Here is a 20960-nt window from a genome sequence, read left to right on the forward strand (position 1 = left end):
TGCCCTGCACATTGGTTCGTCTTGTTCAGTTTTCAAAGGTCTTTGTCACTCGCTTCCCTCAAGCGACAACTATATTAGTATATCACAGTCGCTTTCGCTTGTCAACACTTTTTTGAAACTTTTTTAATCTTTTTTTCATCAAGTGTTCCTACCGCAACATACCATAGTCCGTACGGGATTCGAACCCGTGTTACCGCCGTGAAAAGGCGGTGTCTTAACCCCTTGACCAACGGACCAGAGTTGTTATTTTCAACTCTTACTATTATACAGGCTTTTCTAACTTTGTCAACACCTTTTTTAAACTTTTTTTATTAATTTTACAACTGCTTCAGTTCGAGCGGTGTGTGGGAACATATCGACCGACTGGATATAATGGATATCGTAGACTTCTACTAATCTTACCAAATCCCTTGCCAAAGTTGAAACATTACATGAAATATAAACCATTTTTTCTGGCACATAGGTAAGAATAGTGTCTAACAACTTATCATCCAGACCTGTACGCGGTGGATCCACAATCAGTGCATCTGCTCGGTATCCTTCCTTGTACCAACGAGGAATAATCTCTTCTGCTGTTCCAGCTTCATAATGAGTATTGTCAAATCCCATTCTTTTAGCATTTCGCTTGGCATCTTCAATGGCTTCTGGAATAATATCCATACCTCTGAGTGTTTTAACTTTCTTTGCAAAGGCAAATCCAATCGTTCCAACTCCACAATAAGCGTCAATCAAATGATCTTCTTTATCAACATCCAGCGCTTTTACTGCTTCGCTATAGAGGGCTTCTGTTTGTTCAGGATTTAGTTGATAGAAGGCGCGAGGAGATAGTGAAAATTCATAATCGAGTACACCTTCTTGAATACTCTCTTCTCCCCAGATAATCTCTGTCTTTTCACCATAAATCTCACTGGTTTTAGCTGTATTTGTATTCACAGCTACTGTCACAACCTCTGGAAAATCTTTAATTAAATCTTTTACCAGCAGGGTTAAATTAAGCTGGCGGTTTGTAACAATAATAATCTGAACCTGTCCAGTCTTTCTTGCTCGTCGAACCATTATAGTTCTAACACCTAGAACTTTTCTCTCATCCGTGATTGGAATCTGGTGATAAGTAAGTAATTCTGCTAGACGATTAGCAATCACTTGAGTTTCCTTGTCTTGTACCAGGCAGTCTTTCAACTCTACTAAGTAATGAGAGTTTTGTGCATATAAGCCAGCCTTGACCTGATTTTTAAATTTTCGAGTCTGAAATTGTAACTTAGCACGATAGTACTTGGGTTCCTGCATTCCAATAGTTGGACGGATTTCATAGTTTTCATATCCTGCAGGAGCAAATTTTTTCAGCGCTTGATGAAGCAAGTCCGTCTTGAACTCCAGCTGCTTATCATAATGCAGGTGCATGATCTGGCAGCCTCCGCATTCATTATAAATAGTACAAGCTGGCACAACTCGAAATTTAGACTTCTTGTTAACCTTTAGTAATTTTGCTTCAACAAAGTTGCGTTTAATAGAAGTAATCTGACAATAGATATCTTCTCCTTTGAGAGCACCGGGTACAAAGACTAAAGTTTTTTGATAAAAGCCAATTCCCTCACCATTAATTCCCATGCGCTTGATTTTTAATGGTATTTTTTGTTTCACTTTCAGATTCATACCCCTATCTTATCACATTTTGAGTTATAATAGAACTATGAAAATCACAAAACTTGAAAAGAAAAAAAGACTCTATCTGATGGAGCTTGATAATGGAGACAAATGCTACATTACTGAAGATACTATTGTTCGTTTTATGTTATCAAGAGATAAGGTGGTAAGCGAAGAAGAATTGAAAGAGATTCAAGACTTTGCCAAATTTTCTTACGGTAAAAATCTAGCCCTCTACCACCTATCCTTTAAAGCACGCACTGAAAAAGAGGTCAGAGAATATCTAAAAAAATACGATATTGATGAAAACATAGTTTCTCAAGCCATTGCTAATCTTAAAGAAGATAAGTGGATCAATGATAGCCAATACGCTTATGCTAGCATCAATGCCAATCAACTTTCAGGAGACAAGGGGCCTTATGTATTGACTCAGAAATTAGCACAAAAAGGAATTTCAAAATCTACTATAGAAGAGAACTTGAAAGAATTTGATTTTTCGGAAGTTGCTCAACGTGTAGCTAATAAACTATTGAAAAAATATGAGGGAAAACTTCCAGCTCGTGCCCTGCAAGATAAGATTATACAGAACTTGACCAACAAGGGCTTCTCTTACTCTGATGCTAAAGTTGCTTTTGACGAGTTGGATAGTCAAGTTGACCAAGAAACGACTCAGGAACTCATCTTCAAGGAACTTGATAAGCAATATGCTAAGTATGCTCGAAAGTATGAAGGATACAAACTGAAGCAGCGTTTAACTCAAGTTTTAGCACGAAAGGGCTACGATTTTTCGGATATAGCAAGCGCTCTTAGAGAATATCTTTAATATTTCCAAGTGAAATTCACAGATTTTAGATAATTTTATGGTACAATAGTAAATGATAAACTTATAAATTGTAGAAAGTTGGTTAGTTATGAAGCTTCCAAAAGAAGGCGACTTTATTACAATTCAAAGTTATAAGCATGATGGGAGTCTCCACCGAACTTGGCGGGACACCATGGTACTAAAAACAACAGAAAACGCCATTATTGGTGTCAACGATCATACACTGGTTACCGAAAGTGATGGTCGTCGTTGGGTCACTCGAGAACCGGCTATTGTTTACTTTCACAAGAAATATTGGTTTAATATCATTGCCATGATTCGTGATAATGGAACTTCCTACTATTGCAATATGGCTAGCCCCTACTATCTGGATGAAGAAGCACTGAAATATATTGATTACGATTTGGATGTTAAAATTTTTACAGATGGAGAAAAACGTCTCTTGGATGTTGAGGAGTATGAGCGTCACAAACGCAAAATGAATTATTCTGATGACTTGGACTATATTTTAAAAGAACATGTCAAAATTCTTGTTGATTGGATTAACAATGGACGTGGTCCTTTCTCAGAAGCCTATGTAAACATTTGGTACAAGCGCTATGTAGAACTAAAGAATCGGTAAAGTTGTCAAACTAGGGTGAAAGCCCTGGTTTTTTTATTTGAAAAACCCAGCTTTTCAACTGGGTTGGTCTCTATATATCTAATTTAGTAACTGTAAATTTGATATGGGAATAATCTTTTTCAACATCCTTATCCAGCAAGAAAGCTGTAGCGTCCTTCTTAACCTGAACCAAGTCAATATTCTGAGCTTGAGCCGCATAGACACATCCACAATAACATTGACGGTAGATGTCATACTCTTCACACATCTCTACTGAACGTTTGTAGCCTTGATTTTTCTTGAAATCACTTGGAAGATAGTGTGTTGTGTAAATTTTTTGCACATCAATTCCGATGCTGTTGATGGTTTGAGAATTCTTATGAGGACTGATGGTCAAGGCTGAGCCAAAGTAGTCAAAGCCCAAACCCATAGCCACTTGCGCTGTCTTATCCAGTCGGTAGTCAAAGCAAACCTTGCAACGGTCGCCACCTTCAGGCTCTTCTTCCAGTCCTCTGACTAACTTACGGTATTCATTTGGTTCGTAGGGAGCTTCTAGGTACTGAACCGTATTTCCTGTTCGCTCATTGAAATCACTGACGAATTTCTTGGTGACATAGGCACGCTTATGGTATTCTGCCTTGGGATGGATATTGGAATTAGCAAAATAGATGGTCACATCTGCATACTTGGTCAAATATTCTAGTGTATAGGTACTACAAGGGGCACAGCAAACATGCATGAGAATAGTTGGCCGCTGCTCATTTTTCTCCCATACTTGTACCATCTTCTGCATGACACGGTCATAATTAATCTTCTGATTGGGGTTCATCTTGCTCAGAATTTCTTCTACATCGATCATGTTCTTCTCCTTTTTCTAGTCTTATTTTATCATATAAGTTAGGAGAGCTCAAATCAATTTAGAAATGAACATCATAAAAAGGAGGAATAGGCATTCCCTCCTTTTGTGTTTTCTATAGAAAGCTTACATCATGCCGCCCATCATGCTTGGATCCATTGCTGGAGCCGGAGCTGCTGGTTCTGGTTTATTAGCTACGACTGCTTCTGTTGTTAAAATCAAGCTGGCTACAGATGCTGCATTTTGTAGGGCTGAACGGCTCACTTTAACTGGGTCGATGATTCCCTCTTCAATCATGTTGACCCATTCGCCAGTTGCTGCGTTGAAGCCTGTACCAACTTCAGCATTCTTCAAGCGATCGATAACGATTGAGCCTTCAAATCCTGCATTGTGGGCGATTTGACGAACAGGTTCTTCCAAAGCACGGAGAACAATATTGCGGCCTGTTGCTTCGTCTCCTGTTAATTCCAAATTCGTCACGGCTGGAATCACATTTACAAGGGCTGTTCCACCACCTGCAACGATACCTTCTTCAACAGCTGCACGAGTAGCGTTGAGGGCATCTTCAATGCGGAGTTTCATTTCTTTCAACTCAGTTTCAGTTGCGGCTCCGACCTTTATAACTGCTACACCACCTGACAATTTGGCCAAGCGTTCTTGCAATTTTTCACGGTCAAATTCAGAAGTTGTGGTTTCAATTTGAGACTTGATAACTGCAACACGGTGGGAAATAGCTTCAGGATTTCCAGCACCTTCTACGATAACAGTGCTATCTTTGTCCACAGTTACTCTCGCTGCTTGACCAAGTGCTTCAATTGTAGCATCTTTCAACTCAAGACCAAGGTCTTCAGTGATAACTGTTCCGCCTGTTAAGATGGCAATATCTTCAAGCATGGCTTTGCGACGGTCACCAAAACCAGGAGCCTTAACTGCTACTACGTTGAAGGTTCCACGAATCTTGTTCAAAACAAGAGTTGGAAGAGCTTCACCATCTACATCATCCGCAATAATCAAGAGCGGACGATTGCTTTGGAGAATACTTTCTAGGAGTGGCAAGATTTCTTGGATATTGGAAATCTTCTTATCAGTAATCAAAATATATGGATTTTCAAGGTCAGCCACCATTTTCTCGCTATCTGTCACCATGTACTGTGAAAGATAACCACGGTCAAACTGCATACCTTCTACAACTTCAAGCTCTGTTTCCATACCACGTGACTCTTCAATGGTGATGACTCCGTCTTTGCCAACTTTTTCCATGGCTTCAGAAATGTACTCACCGACTTTTTCAGAACGAGAAGATACAGCAGCAACCTGAGCGATGGCTTCTTTATTAGCGACAGGGATGGCATTATTTTTCAAGGCTTCTACTGCTGCAGCAACTGCTGTTTCAATCCCGCGACGAATGCCGATTGGATTGGCACCTGCAGTGACGTTTTTGATTCCTTCACGGACGATAGCTTGGGTCAAAACAGTTGCAGTTGTAGTCCCATCACCCGCAATATCATTGGTTTTTGAAGCTACTTCTGATACCAATTTGGCACCCATATTTTCAAAATGGTCTTCTAATTCAATTTCTTTGGCAATAGTCACACCGTCATTGGTAATCAATGGTGAACCGAATGATTTTTCAAGAACGACATTACGACCTTTTGGTCCCAAGGTTACTTTAACAGTGTCTGCAAGGATATCGACACCACGAACCATAGCTGAACGAGCATCAGATGAAAATTTAATTTCTTTTGACATACTTACTTTCTCCTTCTATTCTTCAATGATAGCCAAGATGTTAGCTTCGCCTACGATGATGTACTTTTCATCGCCATCTTTGACATCAAGACCTGCGTGGGCTTCAACTAAGACACGATCTCCAGGCTTAACACTTGGAGCTACCAAGTCACCGTTCAAGGTACGAACACCTTGTCCAATAGCCACAACTTGGGCTGTTTTTGTTTTTTCTTGAGCTGAACCCGCAAGGACAAAACCTCCAACAGTTTGTTCTTTTTCTTCTACTTTTAAGACCACACGGTCTCCTAATGGTTTCAACATCTGTTTTCCTCCATGATGAACTACATATTATTAGCACTCTTTATATCTGAGTGCTAATTTATAGTTCTATTGTATCACTTGGTCAGAAATAGTCAAGAAAAAAGTCTGACTTTCTCAAGATAAAAAGCCTGAAAGCAACTCAGACTTTTCAATGTTTAAAATGGCAATTCTTCCTCTTCCAAAACCAAATCTGCCAAATCCTGTCCTGCATTATTTTCACGCATAGCACGTTGGGCACGACTTTCCAAGAGTTGGAATCCAGTAACAAGTACTTCGGTCACATAATTCATTTGACCATTTTTCTCAAAACGACGGGTACGCAATTCCCCATCAACGGAAATGAGACTACCTTTGGTTGCGTAGCTTGCCAAAGTTTCTGCTAGTCTGCCCCATAGGACCATATTGACAAAATCAGCTTCACGTTCACCATTTTGGTCTTTGTAACGACGATTTACAGCGATAGTTGCTCGCGCTACTGACTTGTCATTGCTGGTTTTGTGCAATTCTGGTGTAGACGTCAAGCGTCCGATCAAGATAACTTTATTATACATATTTTTTCCTCCTACTTATCTATTCGTAGGAAATCAAAAAAAGTTACAGAAATTTGTAACTTTTCGAGGAAATTTTTTAGTTTTTATGAACCATGAAACCTGTCGCTTGTTGATTTGCCATAATGGTCATATCTGTAATCTGCACACGACGAGGTTGACTGGTCACATAGATAACTGTATCAGCGATATCTTGTGCCTGCAAGGCTTCGATTCCTTGGTAAACGGACGCAGCTCGTTCTTTATCACCGTGAAAACGTACCGTCGAAAAATCTGTTTCGACAATTCCAGGCTGAATGGTCGTCACCTTGATATCCGTTGCGATGGTATCAATTCGCAATCCATCTGAAAAGGTCTTAACCGCTGCCTTGGTAGCTGAATAAACTGCTGCACCTGCATAGGCATAAATTCCTGCGGTTGACCCCATGTTGATGATATGTCCTTGATTGGCTTTTACCATTGCTGGCAAGAAAGAGCGAGTGACTGCCATCAAACCTTTGACATTGGTATCCAGCATGGTCAACATATCCAACTCTTCATAGTCCTGATAGGGTGCTAAACCTAGAGCAAGTCCGGCATTGTTGACCAGAATATCAATCTGACCTATCGTTTCCAAAATATCGGAGCAGACAGTCTTGACCATGGTCATATCCGTCACATCTAATGAAAAGGTCCAAACTGTTTGACTAGGAAAAGTTTTTGCAAACTCTGACTTGAGGGCTTCTAGTCTGTCTATCCGTCGTCCAGTTAGAACGACATTCTCACCCTGCTCCAGATAAGCACGCGCAATCGCTTCACCGATTCCTGATGTCGCTCCTGTAATCACTACATTTTTTGCCATCTTATTTCCTTCTATCTAGTGGTCCAGATACTGATAACTTCCTAAGCAGTCCAATGCTTAGCCGGGTCGAATGGTGTTCCGACAACTTGGTCTTCTGATAATTCAATAATACCACGTTTTTGCGGAGCATTTGGCAAAGCAAGTTCACGAGGGCTGCACATCATTCCAAAACTCTTTTCGCCACGAAGTTCACCTGGGAAAATGAGGTTGCCTTTTGGCATCATAGCTCCAGGAAGAGCTACAATAGTTTTCAATCCAAGACGCGCATTTGGAGCTCCGGCAACAATTTGCACAGTCTTATCACTTGCGACTGCAACTTGGCAGATATTGAGGTGGTCACTATCTGGATGGGCTACCATCTCAACAATTTCACCGACAACAAACTTAGGTTCCTTGTCATTAACAATTTCCTCTGCGAAACCTTCCGTTTGTAATTCTTGGTTCAAACGAGCGACTTGCTCATCTGATAAAAAGACTTGACCACGCTCTGCAATTTCAAATAAACTTGAAACTTCAAAAATATTCCAAGCCACTGTTTCCCCATTATCTTTGAGGAAAACACGAGCTACCTTACCTTTGCGTTCCACATCTAGTTTGGCATCTCCGCTGTTTTTCATGATGACCATAAGGACATCACCGACATGTTCTTTGTTATATGTAAAAATCATTGTTTCCTTTTTCTCCTACTTCAGTCCTGCTAAAAAGTCGTTAATTTGTTGCTTGCTTTTACGGTCGCGATTAACAAAACGACCGATTTCCTTGTCCTTTTCTAGAACAACAAGGCTAGGAATTCCGTAAACATCCCAGAGTTTGGCCAAATCCATATACTGGTCTCGGTCCACACGAATAAAGGTGAACTCTGGATTGGTCTCCTCAATTTCTGGCAAGGCAGGATAGATATAACGACAATCGCCACACCAGTCTGCTACAAAAAGAAAGACCTTCTTGCCATCTTTTTCCACTAAAGATGCTAATTCTTTTAAACTTTCTGGTTGTATCATAAAACTTCCTCCTCATAGACTAAGTCTTCATTTTCATAGACAAAGGTATAATGACGGCCATCCTCAAAAATGACACCGCCAACCAAGCTCTCCAGACTACTTTCATAGACTTGAACATAGAGGGTCGCAATTTCCCCCATGTCTGAAAAATGGTCTCGCACAATCGCTGTCAACTCTTCCTGAGTCTTCATGAGCTTATGGTCATCTGCAACTTTTTTCGTAGCAAGGGCAAGGCTCCCAATACCAAGCAGAGCCAGACCTGCCATCCACATTTTTTTAGCTTTCATACCATTCATTTTAACACAAAAAAGGCTTTAGGACAAATGAGGAAGCAGCAGAAAAACAAGTAAAAAGCCTCTTCCTTTAAGGAAAAGGACTTCTTATACTCAATGAAAATCAAAGAGCAAACTAGGAAGCTAGCCGCAGGTTGCTCAAAGCACTGCTTTGAGGTTGTAGATAGAACTGACGAAGTCAGCTCAAAACACTGTTTTGAGGTTGTGGATGAAGCTGACATGGTTTGAAGAGATTTTCGAAGAGTATTATTCTTATTGCCAAGCACCTGAGTTGCCAACGTAGTAGCCATCAAGCGTGTAGGTATTGCGAAGCATCTTACCTGATGAAGCTAGATAATACCACTTGCCATTATCTTTGACCCAATCATTCGCTAGCACGGAACCAGAAGAACTTACATAATACCATTCTCCCTTGTCATAAACCCAAGTGCTTGCTTTCATAGCTCCTGAGCAATTAAAGGTTCAAAAAACTGTCCAATATCATTCATTTTTTTAAAACATTTGACACTACATCATCCACGCTGTAGGACATAGATACATCAAACGTAAGAGCCAAAATATCGAAAAATATACAACTTTGAAAGGCAACATTTCATTTTTTAAAGTCTAACAACCATAGAACTGAAATCAGAGCAAGGCATCAATTTCCTACTCTTAGTACGTCTATTTTGATGGTTGAAGTGAAGATTTTTTATTTAACGTAGACAATACCCAACTTCCCAAAAGCCACATCCCCACGGATAATCAAGGTTTTGCTGGTTGGGGCTAGAGGGGCATCTGCCTTGGCTACACCACAGAAAGTTTCCACCTTCAAATCAACTCTCCAATGTTGGGGAACATAGATAACTGCATTGCCAAAACCAACTTCGATATCCAGAGTAGCAAAATCACCTAACATCTCTGCATTATCATAATATATCTTGGCATTCCCAAAACCAACTTCAACTTGGTCTTCTACCAATTCTTGGTCTTGCTTGTAGAAAGTCCCTGTCCCAAAAGCGACTTCCTTATCTGTAAGAATGGTCTTTTCACCGTCATACCACCATTTTTTTCCATTCCAAGTTCTGTTAGAATGAGTCAGCATGTTTACTCCGAGAACAATTAGAACTCCTGCCCAGATTAGTGTCTGATTTGGAATCGGTAAAATATCATAAAAATGATTAGCAATCATGAGGGCCACTAGGGCTGTAAAAGAGGCTGATGTCAGATGACGACGAAGCAAAGCCTCAACTGATTGGTAGGCAAAAAAAACAATACCAATCAAGGGCCAAATTTGCCCTCCCAGAGAAGGGATTCCAAAATTTCCTTGTAACAATATTATAGCTGCAAAAATAAGCAACACAATACCAAATGCTTTCTTTTTCATGTTCTTACCTCATGTTTCTTAGATTTTCTTTTAGGAGGGATTGGTAATGCCGTGAGACATGAACCTCCTTGTGGGTTTGATAAAAGGAAATGGTGCCCGTTCCTGAAAAGGACTTGTCCACCGAATAGACTTGCCGAATATTAGCGATCGTTGACTTGGATACCCGACTAAAATAGCGAGGAAGGATAGCCTCTAACTCATAGAGTTTAAGTCGAACCTCGTAGGCATCTTTCTGGGTATGGGCGTAAATCTTGTTCCCCTCTGTTTCAAAGAAAAGAATTTCCGACAAGTCCAGATAATATTCACCCGTCCCCTTGTAAAAAATCAACCGAGGAGACTTGGACTCTTGCAAGAGCCGCTGTAAATCCGCAATCTCATCTGTCAAAGCCGCTGCCTTGATGACAATTTCAGTTTCCTCTAAATTGCTGTCAATTTCGATTCGTAACTTCATTCCATCTCCTTTCTGACTCTACTATATCAAAGCCAAAATAAGAAAACAAGAGCAAAAAAGCAAGTGGTTACTTTAGGCACGTAAGTGGTTCTAGGACCGCCTTAACATACAAGTCAAAATAGAAAGAAAAGCACACCCCACACAAGAGCACAAATATAGCCAACCACTACATCCTTGGGATAATGCACGCCACCTAAGACTCTCACTAGACCTAGGAAGGCTGATAATGTCAAACAAATCATCCCCATAGTTAGACTAGCATGCAAGCAAGCCATGGAGATAATGGTTGCTGAAAAGACATGACGACTGGGCATAGACTGACCAGGACTATCTCTGTCAAGCAAGGGTTTAATATCCCATTCCTCATAAGGTCTAGGGGCATTGATTTTCTTGCGAAGAAAGGACAAAACCACAAAACCTGACGCAGGAACAAACAAGTAGATCCATATCTTTTTCCCAAGTCCTTCTTGGAGATAGGTAGTTGCTAACAAGGTTAGATAAATCATAGGCATAACTACCGTCATGAACCGATTGAAAGCTCTTAACAATCTCAGAAGAAAGGGCTTATTTTCAATCTTACCAGCAATGTGGTCATACCATTCTTGATAATTCTTCATATATTTTCTCATCACTTACTCAAATTTTGCTTATAGGGAAGCACTTGTCTTCTAGTATAGTGCAGAAAAAGAAGGCCGTCAAGCCTTCTTTGGGTTTATTCTTCTACTTCGTCTTCTGTAAATTGACTGTTGTAGAGGTCAGCGTAGAAACCAGCTTGTGCCATTAGCTCATCATGATTTCCTTGCTCGATGATATTGCCATCTTTCATGACTAGAATAAGATCAGCATTTCGGATAGTAGACAAGCGGTGGGCGATGACAAAGGAAGTTCTGCCTTCCATCAAACGGTCCATGGCTTTCTGAATCAATTCCTCTGTACGGGTATCAACAGAAGAAGTTGCTTCATCTAGGATTAGGAGTGGCGCATCTTTCAGCAAAGCACGAGCAATGGTCAAGAGTTGTTTTTGCCCGACAGACAAGGTTACCGTGTCGTCCAAGACTGTATCGTAACCATCTGGTAGAGTCATGATAAAGTGGTGAATCCCTACAGCCTTGCTGGCTTCGATCACGCGCTCATCACTAATACCCTTTTGGTTATAGATAAGATTGTCTCGGATAGTCCCTTCAAAGAGCCAAGTGTCCTGCAAGACCATTGAAAAGGCATCATGTACTTCCGAACGCTTCATCTCCTTGGTATCCACACCATCAATGCGGATACTTCCCTTATCAATCTCATAAAACTTCATCAAAAGATTGACAATGGTTGTCTTCCCAGCTCCGGTCGGTCCGACAATGGCAACCTTTTGACCTGCATGAGCAGTCGCAGAAAAGTCATGGATAATGGTTCGCTCTGGTGTATAACCAAAGGAGACTCGATCAAAGACTACTTGACCTTTCATATCGCTCAATTGTCTTGCTTTATGGGATTCATCTTCCATCTCCTCTTCAGCTAGGAATTCGAAGACACGTCCCATGGCTGCACTAGCCTGCTGAAGACTAGTAATCCCTTGGGCAATTTGTGAAAGAGGCTGAGAAAAGATACGAACGTAGGCCATAAAGGCAACGATAATCCCGATACTGATGTGCCCATTCAGAGCCAAGGCTGCACCAACGATAATCACCAAGGCATAGCTAAAGTTCCCAATAAACATCATAATCGGCATCATAATCCCTGAAATAAATTGAGATTTCCAGATACTGTCATACAGACGATGGTTTAATTTCGCAAACTCTTCTTTCGTATTCTCGATAGCATTGTAACTGGTCACCACATTATGGCCAGAGTACATTTCCTCCACATAGCCATTGACAGCTGCCAAATCTTGTTGCTGACTCTTAAAAAATCCCTGGGATTTGCCCATAAAGACGGATACAAATGCAAATCCAATAAGGGTTGAAACAACCGTTACCAAGGCTAAAATCCAGTTCATCCCAAACATGGTTACCAAGACTGCCACGACCAGTAAAGTGGATGAAAGAACTGTTCCCAGACTTTGATTAAGGGACTGGGCTGCAGTGTCAACGTCATTGGTTACACGAGACAAGGTATCTCCTTGAGAATGTCCATCAAAATACCCCAATGGTAGGCGATTGATTTTCTCTGCAATCGCTCTTCTCAAACGCTCTGAAAAACGTTGAATAGCTGTTGTAAACAGAAAGGCCTGCAAATAATTTGATAGAAGTCCGATCACATAAATCACGGCCAAAAAACCACCAATAGCTGCAACCGCCGCGACATCCACACTAGTTCCCAGACCATTTGCAATGATATTGGTCATTTCCTTAATGCGGGTTGGCCCATATACAGTAATGATATTGGATACGATTGTTGCTAGAAAGGCAATCAAAAGGGCAAACTGGAGGCCTGCAAGATAGGGTTTACTCTGTTTCCAAAGAGACATTTTCTTATTTTCCATGTTCCAATTCCTCCTTCGATAGTTGTGAATAGGCAATTTCTTGGTAAACTTCGTTATTAGCTAGAAGTTCCTTGTGGGTGCCTTGTCCCACGACTTTTCCTTGATCCAAGACCAAAATCAAATCAGCATCCATAATCGTTGAAATACGCTGTGCGACGATAAGCTTGGTCATAGACTTGGTTTTCTCTGCTAGCTCTTGGCGTAGGACACTGTCTGTCTTGTAGTCCAAGGCTGAGAAGGAGTCATCAAAGATGAGGATTTCTGGCTTCCGAGCTAAGGCACGCGCAATGGCCAGACGCTGTCTTTGACCACCTGAGAAGTTGGTTCCTCCTTGGGCCACTTCTGACTCTAAGCCCGCTTCCTTGTCTTCGATAAAGTTCTTAGACTGGGCCAATTCCAAGGCTTGCCACATAGCTTTCTCACTAAGTGGTGTTTCTTGACTCTGTCCAAAGTCTAGATTAGCCTTGACATCACCTGAAAAGAGAACAGCTTTTTGTGGAATATAACCAACCTTGTTGCGCAAATCTTCTAAGGCATAGTCTTGAACATTGACACCGTCTACAAGAATCTCTCCTGCTGATACGTCGTAGAAACGTGGAATCAGATTGACCAGAGTTGATTTACCAGAACCTGTTGACCCAATAAAGGCCACTGTTTGACCAGCTTCTGCTCTAAAGCTAACATTCTCAATAACCGCCTCCGAATTTGCCGCATAGCGGAAGGTCACATCCTTAAACTCGACCTGACCTTTGAGGTTTTCATCAGCCATCCGCACTTGAGCAGGGTTTTGAATAGAAGAATGCAGATCTAAAACCTGGTTGATCCGCTTAGCAGAGACCATGGTGCGAGGAAGAACGATGAAGAGTGCTCCCATGAGAAGGAAGCCCATGACAACCTGCATGGCATAAGACATGAAAACAATCATGTCACTAAAGAGAGGCAGACGCGCTATCGGAGCAGCGTCGTTAATCACATAGGCCCCAATCCAGTAAATCGCCACACTCAAACCACTTGAAATCCCCATCATGATAGGGTTCAAAATAGCCATAAGACGGTTGACAAACAAATTCAAGCGTGTCAATTCATCATTTGCTGCTGCAAATTTTTCATTTTGGTATTCTTCAGCATTGTAGGCGCGAACGACACGAATACCTGTTAAACTCTCACGAGTGATACTGTTCAATTTATCTGTCAGCCCCTGAATCAAGGACTGTTTTGGAAAGGCTAGCGTCATCAAAACTGTCGTCATCAAAACGTTGACAATCACTGCCACAAGTACGGCCCAGAGCCAGTATTCTGAATGACCTAAAATCTTCCCAATAGCCCAGATAGCCATAATTGGACCACGCGTAACTACTTGCAAGCCCATGGTAATCAACATTTGAACTTGAGTAATATCATTGGTGGTACGAGTTAAAAGACTGGGAATAGAGAATTTCTTAATCTCTGTCTGCGAGTAATCCAAAACTCGGTTAAAAATATCACTTCTCAGCCTACTAGTATAAGAAGCCGCCACTCGGGATGCAAAAAATCCAACTGCAACTACGGACAAGAAGGCAAGAAAGGACATTCCCACCATCATGCTTGCCGGCTGCCACAACTCATCTAAATTAGTTCCTTGACTACCTAGCAAATCCGTAATTTTCGAGATATAAGTCGGCACTTCCAACTCCAGATAGACCGAAAGGCAGGTAAAGAGAATGGCTAGTAAAATCATCCCCCATTCTTTCCTACTAATTCGTTTGGCTAATTTCTTCATTCTCTCCTCCTATTCCCTCGATATTTGCCTGTAGTTGACCGAGAACTTTCTCAAAAATCAGTAATTCATCTTCATCAATGTCTTCCATCAACTGCTTGTCTATTCGTTCAAAAAAAGCCTTAACCTGTTGCATCTGAGAACGTGCTTTGTCCGTCAAACGAACAAATTTTGCCCGCTTATCAACAGGACTCGCCTCCAATTCCACCAAACCATTTTGCACCATACGCTTGACCAAATTACTAGCAACAGACTTGGTAATATTGAGTTCCTGCTCGATATCTTTAATCAAGACCAAGTCTTGGTTTTTCTCACGATTATCCAAAAAACGCACAACCTGACCTTGAGGCCCACCCATAAATTCAATACCACAACGCTTGGCTTCCTTTTGCACCATGAGATGAATCTGATGACCAAAACGCTTAAAAACTAACATCGGCTTATCCATATTTACTCCTTTCTAACTATCACATTTAGTTCTCCTAGGAACTAAATAAGTTTCCATGAGAACTATTTTACCACTTTGAAAAGAGATGTCAAGAAAAAGTTTCCTAGAGAACTATTTTTTTGATTTAAAAAATCCCAAGTGATTTTTTCACTTAGGATCATGTTCTCTAGGTTAAATTAGAACCCGTCTACGTTTGTGTAGATTTTTTGTACGTCTTCGTCGTCTTCAAGGACTCCGTAGAGTTTTTCAAATGTTTCTAAATCATCACCTGACAACTCAACTTCTGATTGAGGAATCATCTCAAGTTCTGTTACTTGGAATTCTTGAATACCAGACTCACGCAAAGCAACGATAGCCTTGTGAAGGTCAGTTGGAGCTGTGTAAACAGTGATTGTTCCTTCTTCTGCTTCTACATCGTCCACATCAACGTCTGCTTCTAGCAATTGCTCAAAGACTGCGTCCGCATCTTCACCTGCAAATACGATAACTCCCTTGTTGTCAAAGAGGTAAGAAACTGAACCAGAAGCACCCATGTTTCCTCCGTTTTTACCAAAGGCTGCACGGACATTAGCCGCTGTACGGTTGACATTTGAAGTCAAAGTATCAACAATCAGCATAGAACCATTTGGTCCAAAACCTTCGTAACGTCCTTCTGTAAAGGTTTCATCTGTATTTCCTTTTGCTTTATCAATCGCTTTATCGATAACGTGTTTTGGCACTTGGGCTTGTTTAGCACGGTCGATAACGAATTTCAAGGCTGAGTTTGATTCTGGATCTGGATCGCCTTTTTTAGCTGCTACATAGATTTCTACACCAAATTTTGCATATACTTTAGAGTTAGCTCCATCTTTAGCCGTTTTCTTGGCTACGATATTGGCCCATTTACGTCCCATTAGGAATCTCCTTTTTTCACATTTTAATCTTTCTTATTATAACACAAGTTTTTTCGATTTTCACTAGAGGAAATGGATTTTATTTAGCAAATACAGCTAGGATTGCACTTTGGTTACCAAGATGTCTTACCTTTCTATCTTTATCAACATTCAAAAAACAAACTAGACCATTATCTGCAAATAGAAAGTTTCAGCCAAGTTTGACAAAGTCAGCTCAAGCTACTGTTTTGAGGTTGTAGATATAAGCGATAAAAACCATTATACTGCACCTTTTGTTGACAGTCTACTCCAGACGTATCATAGTTCAAGTAAATACTTTGAAATTCAACAGTTCTTATAGGTGCTATTGTATTCTAAGAAATCAATAGAAGAGTTTCTAAACAAAACCATAATTTATGTGTTCTTGAAACAGAAATTTATGCTCTTTTTGATTTCAAATGATACTGAAGTTAGACTAGTACACTGGCACTTCTAAAACAAGCAAAAGGTAGCTAATTCCCTGTATAGCAAGGAGTTTCACTACCCTTTTTACTTTTTTACACATCCTATTTGATAGACTCATTTTAACATCACGAGCCTAGTCCAAAGGAAAATCGCTAGGCAAGAGATAAACTTTCAGATATTCGCAGAGAGATAATCGCCTCTTTTTGTCGCAAACATTCTTCTCTCCTAATCATTTTCTACCTTATCTTCTACCTGAGGATAAAGAGTTGTTCCCCAAATAGAAATCGTCCGCTTACGCACTAGTGGCAAATCAGTTTTTTCATAAACCGTACGCCACCATTCCCAGGCAAGTCCGGTACACTCCCTAATTTTGATAGAGAGATTGCGAACATTCCCTTTTAAAGGAATACTAGTGGTAAAATGAGCCGTCAAATCCTGCCCATTTCTGTTCCAAGCCTTAGGAGTCAAGACTTCCTTACCTTGATAATCATAGGATAATTCATCCCAAGTAATGTAATATTGGGCAACATAGGCACCACTATGATCCAAGAGTAAATCTCCGTTTCTGTAAGCTGTCACCTTAGTCTCAACATAGTCTGTACTGTTTTGAAAGGTCGCAACTACATTGTCACGTAAAAAAGAAGTTGTATAGGAAATCGGCAAGCCTGGATGATCTGCTGTAAAGCGACTGCCTTCTTGAATCAAGTCCTCTACCATATCCACCTTGCCTGTTACAACTCGGGCACCCGAACTTGGGTCGCCCCCTAAAATAACCGCCTTCACTTCTGTATTGTCCAAAATCTGCTTCCACTCTGTCTGAGGAGCCACCTTGACTCCTTTTATCAAAGCTTCAAAAGCAGCCTCTACTTCATCACTCTTACTCGTGGTTTCCAACTTGAGATAGACTTGGCGCCCATAAGCAACACTCGAAATATAGACCAAAGGACGCTCTGCAGAAATTCCTCTCTGCCTCAAATCCTCTACCGTTACAGTATCTTGAAATACATCTCCTGGATTTTTAACAGCATCTACGCTGACTGTATAATAAATCTGCTTAAAATTGACAATCTGAATCTGCTTTTCGCCCGAATGGACAGAATTAAAATCAATATCAAGAGAATTCCCTGTCTTTTCAAAGTCAGAACCAAACTTGACCTTGAGTTGTTCCATGCTGTGAGCCGTGATTTTTTCATACTGCATTCTAGCTGGGACATTATTGACCTGACCATAATCTTGATGCCACTTGGCCAACAAATCGTTTACTGCTCCGCGAACACTTGAATTGCTGGGATCTTCTACTTGGAGAAAGCTATCACTACTTGCCAAACCAGGCAAATCAATACTATAAGTCATCGGAGCACGATCGACCGCAAGAAGAGTGGGATTATTCTCTAACAAGGTCTCATCCACTACGAGAAGGGCTCCAGGATAGAGGCGACTATCGTTGGTAGCCGTCACGGAAATATCACTTGTGTTTGTCGACAAGCTCCGCTTCTTTCTTTCGATAACAACAAACTCATCGGGTAACTGATTCCCCTCTTTGATGAAACGATTTTCAATACTCTCTCCCTGATGGGTCAAGAGTTTCTTTTTATCATAATCCATAGCTAGTATAAAGTCATTTACTGCTTTATTTGTCATCTTCTACCTCCTAATAAGTTCCTGGATTGAGTTGCATAAACTCAGACTTGTTCAGCGAAATCAGCCGTGGTTGGACTAAGTGATCCAAAACTTCCTCGTACAATTCTTCTGATACATTGCGTCGCCGTCTGGCTAGATAAGAAGTCGGAATGACCGTATTATCCAACATAAATACCTTATCTAAGTCAATCAAGGTTGGTCTTGTAAAAGGATTACGAGCTAGATCTGGCTCTTCTATCATAAAATTCTTGACCAAACGTCTGGTCAGGAGAACTGGTTTGAAGGTCTGATTTTTAACCAATTCTTTGTTTTTAGTCATGCTGTTATCAATACAAATATACATATGATTCTTCACAGCCAAATCGCTACTAATAGTCGGAAAAGGCAAATAAAGAGCTACAACATCTCCTCTCTTAATCAAGCAAGAGCACCCCCTTTTCTCCTAATGTCACATAGACAGGATTGACCAAGTCTTCTGATTGGCTCAGAACTTCCAACGTTTGAGTTTGGCGCGCTGTCAATTTAGTAGCATCTTGTCTCTTCAATACAAAATGCTTGTCGCCAATTACCTTGACACTATAATCCTTCTCCAAAGCTGACTGGTAAATCCACATCAGATGTTGTCTGTCCTGAGAACTCAAGAGAGAAGGATGTTCAAGCCTCCCGACAGTCTGATAAAAATCAAAAACAGGAGCCAACTCCTGCCAATCTGACTGGCTAGTTGTCAAGGCTAGAAAAAGGGCTTTGCGAGCTGATACTTCTTGATTAGCCTTGAGAGTTCCTTTTCCCTCCAAGTTTTTTAGAAATTGGGAAACTCCAGAAAGCAAATCTTTCTCTAACTGCGAGAAATAAAAACCTTGCCTTCCCAGACATAAGTCTCTCAAGTCGCTCTCTCTAGCAAATAAGAGTTCAAACAGTTGATAATAAAAGAAAAATATCTGGCACTGGGTCGCACTCATCTTTTCCTTGTCGGCTTCTTTTTTTAACCAGAGCAAGGGCAATAGGTAGCTGGATTGATACATTTCCTCCACCTCCTACTCTTTTTGCCCTGGAGCTTCTGCACTAGCTGCCACTTCTTTTGACTGGATACTTTCCCACTGGTTAATTTCCTCTGAGATAAGACCTTCGCATGTCTTGACAAATAGGGCAAAAGCCTTGGTTTTTCCTGCATATTTCTCTGTTTGACATTGATAGAGGAATTTTTCTCTCTCCAGGAGTTGCGCAGTCTTTTGGTAAGAAATCCAGTGTTCCTTGGCATTATACAAATTGAGAATCCCTTCACACAGCAAGCCTAAACTGGACAAGGCAACCGAAATCAAACGGTAGCGATCACCTGGCATAGGAATAGCACAAAAAACAGCTATGAGAAAACCTGCCACAATTTCTGTTATTTTTAATACCTTATAGCGTCTACGATGTTGAACACTTTTCTTTAAAAAATGAGCTATCTGTACGTCCAATCGATCTGTCAGGTACATTTCTTCTGGCGTCATGTTCGTAACCCCTTTCATTTACTTTGATAACCATAGTATAACATATTTGAATATCAAAGTATAGTAAAAACTGGAAAGCTATATCTTATTATAAAATCCAAATATGAAATGTTTATGAAATAAGGGAAAAATATCACAAATAGGATAGAACAAAAAGTTTCAAAATGATAAAAGCGCATAATACCTTGCCTTAAAAAGCTTGATATTATGCGTTTTATCAGAGAAAGATTTTCTGAATGTTCACCTCAAATTGAGTTTTTCCAACATTCTTTCAATCACTATTCTAGCTGGTTTCCGACTCGGCTAAGTTTGACTTATTTTAACTGAGCAAGAATAGCTTTGAGTTTCTCAATCAACTCATCTTCTGTATGGCCAGACTCTTTCTCATTGGCTAGGAAAGCAACCGCTTGAGCGAGAGCTTCTCGTGCTTGGTCGAGAACTTTCGCATCTACATTTGTAAGGTCGCTTTCTTGCAGAACCTTAGTCAATTCCTTGGTCAATTTCTTGAGTTCTGACTCTTTCTTACGACGCGCGATGAGGAAGAGAAGGAGACCAAGAAGGGCGAGCAGGCTACCAATCATAGTACCATATGGAAGATGACCTTGCTCTTTCCTTGTTTCTTGCATTTCCTCTTCATCCTTAGTCGCTTGCTTGCCTTTCAAGGATTCGAGTGCTTCTTTGACCTTAGCAGTAATCTCTCTCAAGCCTGCCTCTGTCAAGTCAGCATTTCTAAGGGCTGCTTGACCCTCTCCGAGAATAGTCTTCGCAGCGTCGATGACAGATTGATCAATACCATCCAAGTCTTTCAAACGAGTTTCCAAGTCTTGAATCAAATCTCTTAAGACGGATTTATCAACCTGTTTCTCTTGACTCGATTGAGTGCCACCAGCAAAGGCTACACTTCTCCGGCTACGGGTTGGTGGTGTCACAGAACTTTCAGATCTTCCTTGTGGAGACTCTGCTTCTGTCGCATTTTCTGTTCCCCTCTGTTGACTAGATAAACCAGTAGCTTGATCCGTCGAATCTCCTGAATGAGCTGGAGTGCTTGCTTGAGCCTGTCCAACAGTAGACGATGAAGTAGCGTTGCTACTATCGTCGGTCGTCACGCTAGGCGCTAGAGTGTTGTCACTCTTATCTGGTGTCACACTGTTTCTATTGCTGTCATCAGGGATGGTAGTGCCGCCGTTATTAGTGTTAGCACCGTTGTCAGGACGTGGAGTTGGTGTTGGTTGGTAAGTCTCTTGTTGTTCTCTTACTTTCACAACGACGGACACTTCTTCACTCGTGCCATCTGGGTAGTGGACGACTACCGTTGCGTTATGATCGCCTTTTTCAGTCG

The 20960-nt window shown here is 40.9% G+C and carries 24 protein-coding genes, 1 tRNA gene and 1 pseudogene; 3 read left to right on the forward strand and 23 right to left on the reverse strand.

Annotated features, from left to right (window positions below):
* Positions 1-164 precede the first annotated feature (164 nt).
* Both OVN23_RS08945 and rlmD read right to left on the reverse strand, forming a co-directional pair.
* Positions 165-236, reverse strand: a tRNA-Glu gene (locus tag OVN23_RS08945).
* Between the two features lie 61 nt (positions 237-297).
* Positions 298-1653 (reverse strand): 23S rRNA (uracil(1939)-C(5))-methyltransferase RlmD, encoded by a 1356-nt coding sequence (gene rlmD, locus OVN23_RS08950; RefSeq protein WP_267240987.1) that lies wholly within the window; start codon positions 1651-1653, stop codon positions 298-300.
* Between the two features lie 37 nt (positions 1654-1690).
* On the opposite strand from rlmD, the gene recX reads away from it, so the two are divergent.
* Both recX and OVN23_RS08960 read left to right on the forward strand, forming a co-directional pair.
* Positions 1691-2467 (forward strand): recombination regulator RecX, encoded by a 777-nt coding sequence (gene recX / locus OVN23_RS08955; protein ID WP_173214645.1) that lies wholly within the window; start codon positions 1691-1693, stop codon positions 2465-2467.
* An 88-nt stretch (positions 2468-2555) separates the two neighbouring features.
* Positions 2556-3089 carry a DUF402 domain-containing protein gene (locus OVN23_RS08960; RefSeq protein ID WP_000775321.1) on the forward strand — a complete coding sequence of 178 codons (534 nt, stop codon included), beginning with the start codon at positions 2556-2558 and terminating at the stop codon, positions 3087-3089.
* 70 nt (positions 3090-3159) lie between these two features.
* On the opposite strand, the gene OVN23_RS08965 is transcribed toward OVN23_RS08960, so the two are convergent.
* The 8 genes from OVN23_RS08965 to OVN23_RS09000 all read right to left on the reverse strand — a co-directional run bounded on the left by OVN23_RS08965 (position 3160) and on the right by OVN23_RS09000 (position 8659).
* Positions 3160-3927: an epoxyqueuosine reductase QueH gene (locus OVN23_RS08965; RefSeq protein ID WP_084920455.1), complete on the reverse strand. Its 768-nt coding sequence runs from the start codon at positions 3925-3927 to the stop codon at positions 3160-3162.
* Between the two features lie 123 nt (positions 3928-4050).
* Positions 4051-5673: a chaperonin GroEL gene (gene groL, locus OVN23_RS08970; RefSeq protein WP_173214643.1), complete on the reverse strand. Its 1623-nt coding sequence runs from the start codon at positions 5671-5673 to the stop codon at positions 4051-4053.
* A 15-nt stretch (positions 5674-5688) separates the two neighbouring features.
* Positions 5689-5973, reverse strand: a complete 285-nt coding sequence (groES, locus tag OVN23_RS08975) for a co-chaperone GroES (protein ID WP_100127934.1) — start codon at positions 5971-5973, stop codon at positions 5689-5691.
* Positions 5974-6128: 155 nt separating this feature from the next.
* Positions 6129-6524: a single-stranded DNA-binding protein gene (locus OVN23_RS08980; protein ID WP_166731206.1), complete on the reverse strand. Its 396-nt coding sequence runs from the start codon at positions 6522-6524 to the stop codon at positions 6129-6131.
* A gap of 76 nt (positions 6525-6600) precedes the next feature.
* On the reverse strand, positions 6601-7362 hold the full coding sequence (locus OVN23_RS08985; RefSeq protein ID WP_173214641.1) for an SDR family NAD(P)-dependent oxidoreductase: 762 nt from the start codon (positions 7360-7362) through the stop codon (positions 6601-6603).
* A 41-nt stretch (positions 7363-7403) separates the two neighbouring features.
* Positions 7404-8030, reverse strand: a complete 627-nt coding sequence (gene ytpR, locus OVN23_RS08990; RefSeq protein ID WP_173214639.1) for a YtpR family tRNA-binding protein — start codon at positions 8028-8030, stop codon at positions 7404-7406.
* A gap of 15 nt (positions 8031-8045) precedes the next feature.
* Positions 8046-8363, reverse strand: a complete 318-nt coding sequence (locus tag OVN23_RS08995; RefSeq protein WP_173214637.1) for a thioredoxin family protein — start codon at positions 8361-8363, stop codon at positions 8046-8048.
* On the reverse strand, positions 8360-8659 hold the full coding sequence (locus OVN23_RS09000; RefSeq protein WP_001815024.1) for a DUF4651 domain-containing protein: 300 nt from the start codon (positions 8657-8659) through the stop codon (positions 8360-8362). Before OVN23_RS09000 ends, OVN23_RS08995 begins: the two co-directional genes overlap by 4 nt.
* A gap of 93 nt (positions 8660-8752) precedes the next feature.
* Here OVN23_RS09000 and OVN23_RS09005 point away from each other — a divergent pair, with 93 nt between their 5' ends.
* Positions 8753-8884 (forward strand): chlorohydrolase, encoded by a 132-nt coding sequence (locus OVN23_RS09005; protein ID WP_173214635.1) that lies wholly within the window; start codon positions 8753-8755, stop codon positions 8882-8884.
* Positions 8885-8908: 24 nt separating this feature from the next.
* On the opposite strand, the pseudogene OVN23_RS09010 reads toward OVN23_RS09005, so the two are convergent.
* The 13 genes and pseudogenes from OVN23_RS09010 to OVN23_RS09070 all read right to left on the reverse strand — a co-directional run.
* A pseudogene (locus OVN23_RS09010) lies at positions 8909-9106 on the reverse strand (N-acetylmuramoyl-L-alanine amidase family protein); the annotation flags it as partial.
* 241 nt (positions 9107-9347) lie between these two features.
* Entirely contained in the window at positions 9348-10022 is a 675-nt protein-coding gene (locus tag OVN23_RS09015; RefSeq protein ID WP_173214631.1) for a LiaF transmembrane domain-containing protein, read from the reverse strand.
* Positions 10023-10026: 4 nt separating this feature from the next.
* Entirely contained in the window at positions 10027-10473 is a 447-nt protein-coding gene (locus tag OVN23_RS09020) for a LytTR family DNA-binding domain-containing protein (protein WP_000776604.1), read from the reverse strand.
* A 113-nt stretch (positions 10474-10586) separates the two neighbouring features.
* Positions 10587-11090 (reverse strand): phosphatase PAP2 family protein, encoded by a 504-nt coding sequence (locus tag OVN23_RS09025; protein ID WP_173214629.1) that lies wholly within the window; start codon positions 11088-11090, stop codon positions 10587-10589.
* 95 nt (positions 11091-11185) lie between these two features.
* Complete coding sequence (locus OVN23_RS09030; protein ID WP_173214627.1) at positions 11186-12946, reverse strand: ABC transporter ATP-binding protein; 1761 nt, start codon at positions 12944-12946, stop codon at positions 11186-11188.
* The gene (locus tag OVN23_RS09035) at positions 12936-14705 is read right to left on the reverse strand and encodes an ABC transporter ATP-binding protein (protein WP_267240989.1); all 1770 of its coding nucleotides are present in this window, start codon (positions 14703-14705) and stop codon (positions 12936-12938) included. The genes OVN23_RS09030 and OVN23_RS09035 overlap by 11 nt, the downstream gene beginning before the upstream one ends.
* Entirely contained in the window at positions 14680-15150 is a 471-nt protein-coding gene (locus tag OVN23_RS09040; RefSeq protein WP_267240990.1) for a MarR family winged helix-turn-helix transcriptional regulator, read from the reverse strand. Before OVN23_RS09040 ends, OVN23_RS09035 begins: the two co-directional genes overlap by 26 nt.
* A 176-nt stretch (positions 15151-15326) precedes the next feature.
* On the reverse strand, positions 15327-16043 hold the full coding sequence (locus tag OVN23_RS09045) for a YebC/PmpR family DNA-binding transcriptional regulator (RefSeq protein WP_267240991.1): 717 nt from the start codon (positions 16041-16043) through the stop codon (positions 15327-15329).
* A gap of 669 nt (positions 16044-16712) precedes the next feature.
* A complete protein-coding gene (gene ply, locus OVN23_RS09050; RefSeq protein ID WP_172934157.1) occupies positions 16713-18128 on the reverse strand; it encodes a cholesterol-dependent cytolysin pneumolysin in 1416 nt (471 codons plus the stop codon).
* Between the two features lie 10 nt (positions 18129-18138).
* Positions 18139-18549, reverse strand: a complete 411-nt coding sequence (locus OVN23_RS09055; RefSeq protein WP_240149998.1) for a hypothetical protein — start codon at positions 18547-18549, stop codon at positions 18139-18141.
* Complete coding sequence (locus tag OVN23_RS09060; RefSeq protein ID WP_267240992.1) at positions 18542-19150, reverse strand: hypothetical protein; 609 nt, start codon at positions 19148-19150, stop codon at positions 18542-18544. Before OVN23_RS09060 ends, OVN23_RS09055 begins: the two co-directional genes overlap by 8 nt.
* 12 nt (positions 19151-19162) lie before the next feature.
* Positions 19163-19621 carry a DUF4231 domain-containing protein gene (locus tag OVN23_RS09065; RefSeq protein ID WP_057488305.1) on the reverse strand — a complete coding sequence of 153 codons (459 nt, stop codon included), beginning with the start codon at positions 19619-19621 and terminating at the stop codon, positions 19163-19165.
* A 314-nt stretch (positions 19622-19935) separates the two neighbouring features.
* The coding region (locus OVN23_RS09070; RefSeq protein WP_267240993.1) for a Rib/alpha-like domain-containing protein at positions 19936-20960 on the reverse strand (1025 nt) is incomplete at its 5' end.

It is taken from the genome of Streptococcus sp. Marseille-Q6488, from assembly GCF_946902925.1.
Classification (GTDB): Bacteria; Bacillota; Bacilli; order Lactobacillales; family Streptococcaceae; genus Streptococcus.